Source organism: Cohnella sp. (genome assembly GCF_041641335.1).
Classification (GTDB): domain Bacteria; phylum Bacillota; class Bacilli; order Paenibacillales; family Paenibacillaceae; genus Cohnella.
In genome coordinates this window covers 89,337-95,619 of record NZ_JBEPYQ010000013.1, presented here as the reverse complement: position 1 = coordinate 95,619, position 6,283 = coordinate 89,337, and the positions used below count along the sequence as shown (strand labels likewise).

Genomic DNA, 6,283 nt, shown 5'->3' with positions numbered 1-6,283 from the left:
GCGTTTCTCGGCAAAACGATCGAAATCAGCGGCTTTGTCTACCGCGAATCCGGCATGGGGCCGCAGCAGTTCGGAATCAGTCGGTTCGCCGTCGCCTGCTGCTCGGCAGACGCGTCGCCTTACGGCGTCATGGCGACGTTCGCAGGCGCGGATGAGCTCGAGACGGACGAATGGGTATCCGTGACCGGGACGCTCGGAACGACGATGTACAACGACATCGAGATCATTCAGATCGACATCGCCGACTTCGTCCGAATTCCCGCTCCCGAAGATCCTTACGTCTCCCCGGATTTCGACTTCGGACTGGAACAATTGGAGTGAATGGGAAATCTGTCGAAAAATGAATAGCCCTCCCAATAACGTCCATACTACGTTCAAAGGAGGTGAGCGACCATGGCACGCAGCAATTCCCTCGTCGTTCCTCAATGCGCGCACGCGTTGGAAAGAATGAAATTCGAAATCGCGCAGGAGCTCGGAATTCAGCTTTCGCAAGACGGCTATTACGGCAACTTGTTGACCCGCGAAGCCGGCTCCATCGGAGGTCAAATTACCCGCCGCCTTGTTCAAATGGCAGAGCAGCAGCTCGCCGGACACGCCGGACGTTAAAAAAACGCAGCGAAGGGGCTATCCCGTCAAGTCGAACATTCAACTCTCGGTAGATAGCCCCTCGAACTACGTATGTAATGCTACCGTTACCCGTTGGAAGCTTCCCTGCGGTCCCGGTTTTTCGGAGAATAACGGAACATCAAGTTCGCCATATTGTAATTGGACTCGAACTGCACGCTGACGAATACCCGTCCCTGCTTCAACACGAAATCGTACGAAATTTCTCCGTGCGTCCAGCCGCTCTTGTGCCTTAGCGCTTCGAGCGCCAGCTGCCGCAATTCGACCACCTGCTCCGCCGTCATTCCGGCGGCGACAGGCGCACGATCGCTGCAGTCGACGGGAAGATGGCGGATGCCGAACCGGCCGACCGAATCCTCCCGGATCTGCAGCACGATCGTTCCGGCGACCATTCCCTTAAGCTCTCCCCCCAGTTTCTCCAAAGCCATGTCAATCTGACGGGCTAAAGAAATTTGATTAAACGTCATTATTCTCCTCCTTTGGACTCAGTTTATCTAATACTTCCGTCAAACCCAAAGTATTCCATTTGCGACTTCGGACTCAGTATAATTGAATTTTTTGAATATTTCAATGATTTTGTCAAAATATAGGGTAATTTGTATAAGAAAAAAAGCATGAACTCCCGGAAACGCGGGATTTCATGCTTTTTCTTCGATTAGTTACGCCTTGCACAGAGCGGTGAAAGCGTCGACGTCGGACACCGCCCTGGCGACCGCGTCGTTCCAGAAGCCCGGTTCGTCCAGGCGGACGCCGAGATGGCGGGAGGCCAGCTCCTCGACGGTCATGACGGCGGTGTCCCGCAGCAGGGCGTCGTAACGGCCGGCGAACGAGGCGCCTTCCCTCTCCGCCACGGCCGCGAGGCCCGTGCTGAACAAATACCCGAACGTGTAAGGAAAATTGTAGAACGGCACGTCGGTCAAGTAGAAGTGCAGCTTGGACGCCCAGAAATGAGGATGCCAGCTTCCGAGCGCATCGCCGAACGCTTCCTTCTGGGCTTCCGTCATCAGCTCGCTTAGCTCTGCCGCCTCGAGCATGCCCGAAGCGCGCCTTGCATAGAAGCGGGTCTCGAACAGGAAGCGCGCCCGGATGTTCATGCAAAAGGCGACCGCCCGCGTCAGCCGTTCGTCCAGCAAAGCCAGCTTCTCTTCGTCGCTCCCCGCTCTGCGCAGCAGCGCGTCGCTAACGATCGCCTCCGCGAACGTGGAGGCCGTCTCGGCCACGTTCATCGCGTATTCCTGCGCCAGCGGCGGCAGCTCCTGAACGAGCCGCGCGTGGTAGGCGTGACCGAGCTCGTGCGCCAACGTCGACACGTTGCCTGGAGTTCCGGAATACGTCATGAAGATCCGGCTCTGGCGGCCGATCGGAAAGCTCGTGCAGAACCCTCCCGGCCTCTTGCCCGGCCGGTCTTCCGCTTCGATCCAGCGGTCGGCGAACGCGGTCTTGGCCAGTTCCGTCAGCTGCGGCGAGAACTGCGAGAAAGCGTCCGTGATGAGCGAGGCCGCTTCTTCGTACGGGATTTTCGATTGGGTGGAAGCGATCGGCGCGTCGACGTCGTGCCAGCTCGGCTTCTCCTTGCCCAGCAGTTGGGCCTTCAGCGCCAAATACCGTTTAAGCGGCTCTACGCTCGTTTCGACCGCGGCCCACATCGCCTCCAGCGTCTGCCGGCTCATCCGATTGATCGCCAGCGGCTCCTTAAGCGGGTCGCTCCAGCCGCGAAGCCCGTACAGCTTCAGCCGGAAACCGGCGATCCGGTTCAGCGCGTCCGCGCCCAAGTCCGCCTGCTCGCCCCAAGCCTTCTCCCATTTGGCCGCCATCTCGTCGCGCACCGCTTGCGACGAATCGTCCAGCTTGTTGGCCGCCTGGCCCGCGGAGAGGTGAACGGTCTTGCCGTCTACCTCCCAAGGAATCGCGATTCTCCCGACGACCGTATTGTAATGCTCGCCCCAGCCGTGATAGCCGTCCACGGCCAGCTCGCTGGCGACCGCCTCCAACGCCGGCGGTAGCTTCTCCTTCGCAAAATCGCGCTTCTCGTTCAGCGGGAACAGCACCGCGGCGAGTTCGGGCCGCGCCGTCCACGCCTGCCAATCGGAATCGGGCACAAGCGCCAGCTTCGCGTCGAACAAATCGGAAGCTTGCTTGTAGCGCGCGCTTAGAGTCTGAATCCGCTCCGTCCATCCGACGGCGCGTCTGTCGTTCATGTTCTGCGCCGTCAAGCAGCCGACGAAGGAGTCGGCTTCCCGCAGTCGGGCGAGCGTCTCCTGCAGCTTGCCCGTCCATTGCGCAAGCCGCTCCGCATCCGGCGCGGTCTCCCCGCCGTCCTGAAGATCCTTGAGCAAGGCGGCGCAGCCGGCTTCGGCTTCCCCTACGAAAGCCGCGAAATCAAGCGAAGAGGAGCCGCCCGCGAAGAGCGACTCCAGGTTCCATACCGGTTTTGTCATATTAATCACTTCTCCAATCTTGTTGCGTTCGGACACTGCCGTGCGTTATCTTTAAGTCAATCTACATGCAAGGAGAGGAATGCCCCTTGATCCCACTCAGCAACAGTCTGCCCTACGACGTGCTGATGAGCGACGTCGTCGCCCAGGAATGCCCGTTCTGCCGAAGCTCCAACGTTCGTCTGCCGCTTACGCCCGAAGAAGTGCTGGATATGTACGGCGGCTCCCGCAAAAGAACGATCGTGTTCCCTTGCTGCCGAAGCACTCTGCGCATTATCGACGCGGACCGGGATTACCTGCTGGCCAACCGGGCGATTCGTTAAGGGACAAGCTTTACGCTCCGCTCTCGATCATTTCCTCCGGAAGCTCCAGCCCTTGTCCGGTCATCTCTTCGCGTACGCTTTGCCACTGTTCGCGGGATGCGCGGATCATCGCGGCGTCGACGATCTTCTTGTCGTGAATGACCCTCCCGAACCATCGGACGGCCTCGTGATAATTGCCGAGCCGCTTGTTCAACTCCCCGATCAGGAACATCAACCGGGCGCTGCTGATCGAACCGCTCTCCGTTTCGTATACCCGAACGTAAGCGTCCAGCGCGAATTGAAGGAACCGGTTCTCCTGCTCCTTCTTTCCTTCGTAGCGATACAGCCAAGCGATATGGTGCAGCAGAGCGGCGACTACGCGGTCTTTCTCCCCGATCGCCTGTGCCGTCAGCAGGCTGAGCTTATAGCACTCCATCGCGTCTTGCGCGTCGCGCTCCCCGCCGTAGTCCCGGTTCTTCCAATGGCTGCCCATTTTATCGTAATAAATCGCTTTCTGCTTCTCGTTGATTCTCTCCGAGAAATTTTCCGTCGACGCGAAGCCGCAATACGGACAGACCCTCACGACGTAGAAATCCGGGTTCACCGTTTTGAAATAGGAGCAGAAATCGGTATCCGTCTTCACCGCCTTCTTCAAGCTGGGCCGGACTCTAGATGTCTGAAAGCTTTGTTCGCAGCAGATGCAGGTCACTTTAATCTGGAAGAGCGGTTCCATAATGAGCCCCCTTATTGATGTGGTGAATCGGAATCCGTGTTGATAAAATGGTGCGCGGGACCGGATAATCGCTCGATCGTCAGCTTCTGCAGCGGTTCGGAAATCGAAGTTTCGGACAACGCCTCGGCCATGCACGCCAACCAAGCTTCGGCGCGCTCCGGAGTGATCGGGAACGGCAAATGGCGCGCCCTCATCATCGGATGCCCGTATTCGTCGGAATAGAGCGGCGGACCGCCCAAAAATTGCGTCAGGAACAAGATCTGCTTCTCCATGACGGGATGAATGTCTTCGGGAAACAAAGGAGCGAGCAGCGGGTGCGCCTGAACCTTCGGATAAAACCGGGTTACGATTTCGCGGATCGTATCGGCTCCCCCTATCGCTTCGTAAATCGTCGCGTAGTTGGACAAGTTGCGCCTCCTGGATGGCATCGCGGCGCCTGGCGCCGGCGATGAAATGGAATGGGTTGAAAGTCCTTCATTCCCAACCATTATACCATAACGCTCCGTTCCTCCTCGCGGCCAAAATAAAATCGCCCGCAAGGGCGATTAAAACCGGCTGTTCGCCGATCGGTCCATGAAATTTTATAATTCCTCTTCCGCCGGGGCCAGCGATTCCCGAATGACATAGACGAAAGCGCATACAATCAAACCTGCAACGATTGCCGCCATACTCATCACTCCAGCTCGATGAATTTGTGGTGCGCGGGTTAGATCCGAATGATCTAGTTCTATTGTAGCATATCTGCGCCAATTTTTGCACCGTTTTTTGCAAACGGTTACAGAGAAAATGGCGGGCTTGTTCGACGATCGGCAAGATTGTCCGGAATCGAACATATATTGGGACAAGGTACGTCAACGAATGGAGGAATGACTGTGGTTCCATCGGGCGCGAATCCGGAAAATACGAGCCGCCGCTTCGCGCTGGCGAGCGCGCTGGCCATCGGCGGAGCGGCCCTGCTCATCGGCTGTCTCGCTCTCGGAGACGGTTCCGGAGCGCTGAACGCATCGCTTAGGGGAGTGGCCGTGTGGTGGGAAGTGCTGTTTCCCGCCCTGTTTCCTTTTTTCGTTCTGTCCGAGCTGCTGCTCGGCTTCGGAATCGTTCATTTTATGGGCACGCTGCTGGACCCGTTCATGCGCCCGCTGTTCCGTCTTCCCGGCGTCGGCGGCTTTATCGTCTCGATGGGCTTCGTGTCCGGCTATCCGGTGGGCGCGCGGCTAACTTCGCGCCTGATGGATCAGAAGCTGGTGACAAGAGACGAGGGAGAACGGCTCGTCGCGATGACGACGACGTCCGATCCCATCTTCCTGATCGGCGCCGTATGCATCGGCTTCTTCGGCAATCCGCTAGCCGCTCCCGTGCTTGCGGCCGCCCACTACAGCGGCGCCCTGCTGATCGGCATCGCTTCGCGCTTCGGTAAGCGCGGCGGCGAAACGGCGGAGATCGCGGCGGCGGACAAGGGAGGACCGAAGCGAAGCCGCTGGCGCGCCGCGCTCGCGGCCATGCACCGCGCAAGGTTGGAGGACGGAAGGCCTTTCGGGATTCTGCTTCAACAAGCGCTGCAGTCGTCTCTGGCCCTCATGATGATCGTCGGGGGATTGGTCGTCTTCTTCTCCGCGGCTCTCGATTTGCTCGTGAACGGAGGCTTGCTGTCGCCTCTTCGGCAGTTGACCGGGCAACTGCTGCCGTGGTTCGGACTGTCTCCGCAGCTGTCGGAGGCTTACATGCACGGAGCCTTCGAAGTGACGCTGGGGGCCAAAGCCTCCGCCGCGAATTCCGCGCTCCCCCTCGTCGACCGGGTCGCCGTCGCCGCTTTCGTGCTCTCTTGGGCCGGCTTATCCGTTCATGCGCAGGTGGCCGGACTGATGAGCAACTCCGGATGGAGATATTTACCGTTCGCTCGGACACGGTTCATTCACGGCCTGCTTGCGATGCTTCTCGTCTATGCGTTCTGGCCGTTGCTGTACCGGGGCGAAACCTCGGGAGCCGCGGGCTGGCCGTCCATCGTCACCGCTTGGACGAACACCGTCCCGGAAACCGTCGGCCTTCGCTTCGGATGGGAAGCCGCTTTCGTCTGGCTCCCTCTGCTTTTCGCCTGCGCCATCGGCTTGATCGTCGTCTCGGGATCGATAGCGATCGGCGTTCGCCGCATCCGGGCACGGCTCGATTCTCCGCGCTCCAGAGATTGAATT

General features: G+C 59.0%; 8 protein-coding genes. 4 read left to right on the top strand and 4 right to left on the bottom strand.

All coding sequences use genetic code 11. The annotated features are described in order from the left end of the window. Both ACESLM_RS06315 and ACESLM_RS06310 read left to right on the top strand, forming a co-directional pair. The coding region (locus ACESLM_RS06315) for a TIGR03943 family putative permease subunit (protein ID WP_372630725.1) at positions 1-321 on the top strand (321 nt) is incomplete at its 5' end. Positions 322-393: 72 nt separating this feature from the next. After that, a complete protein-coding gene (locus tag ACESLM_RS06310; protein ID WP_372630724.1) occupies positions 394-606 on the top strand; it encodes an alpha/beta-type small acid-soluble spore protein in 213 nt (70 codons plus the stop codon). Between the two features lie 86 nt (positions 607-692). Here ACESLM_RS06310 and ACESLM_RS06305 read toward each other — a convergent pair whose 3' ends face one another. Then, positions 693-1,091: an O-methyltransferase gene (locus ACESLM_RS06305; protein WP_372630722.1), complete on the bottom strand. Its 399-nt coding sequence runs from the start codon at positions 1,089-1,091 to the stop codon at positions 693-695. 192 nt (positions 1,092-1,283) lie between these two features. Next, positions 1,284-3,062, bottom strand: coding sequence for a M3 family oligoendopeptidase (locus ACESLM_RS06300; protein ID WP_372630721.1), 1,779 nt, complete (start codon positions 3,060-3,062; stop codon positions 1,284-1,286). Between the two features lie 86 nt (positions 3,063-3,148). On the opposite strand from ACESLM_RS06300, the gene ACESLM_RS06295 reads away from it, so the two are divergent. Continuing rightward, a complete protein-coding gene (locus ACESLM_RS06295; protein ID WP_372630720.1) occupies positions 3,149-3,382 on the top strand; it encodes a hypothetical protein in 234 nt (77 codons plus the stop codon). A 10-nt stretch (positions 3,383-3,392) separates the two neighbouring features. Here ACESLM_RS06295 and ACESLM_RS06290 read toward each other — a convergent pair whose 3' ends face one another. Next, positions 3,393-4,094 (bottom strand): DUF2225 domain-containing protein, encoded by a 702-nt coding sequence (locus ACESLM_RS06290; RefSeq protein WP_372630719.1) that lies wholly within the window; start codon positions 4,092-4,094, stop codon positions 3,393-3,395. A gap of 11 nt (positions 4,095-4,105) precedes the next feature. Beyond that, positions 4,106-4,501: a globin domain-containing protein gene (locus tag ACESLM_RS06285; RefSeq protein ID WP_372630718.1), complete on the bottom strand. Its 396-nt coding sequence runs from the start codon at positions 4,499-4,501 to the stop codon at positions 4,106-4,108. 465 nt (positions 4,502-4,966) lie between these two features. Here ACESLM_RS06285 and ACESLM_RS06280 point away from each other — a divergent pair, with 465 nt between their 5' ends. Further along, entirely contained in the window at positions 4,967-6,280 is a 1,314-nt protein-coding gene (locus ACESLM_RS06280) for a nucleoside recognition domain-containing protein (protein WP_372630717.1), read from the top strand. Positions 6,281-6,283: the final 3 nt, after the last annotated feature.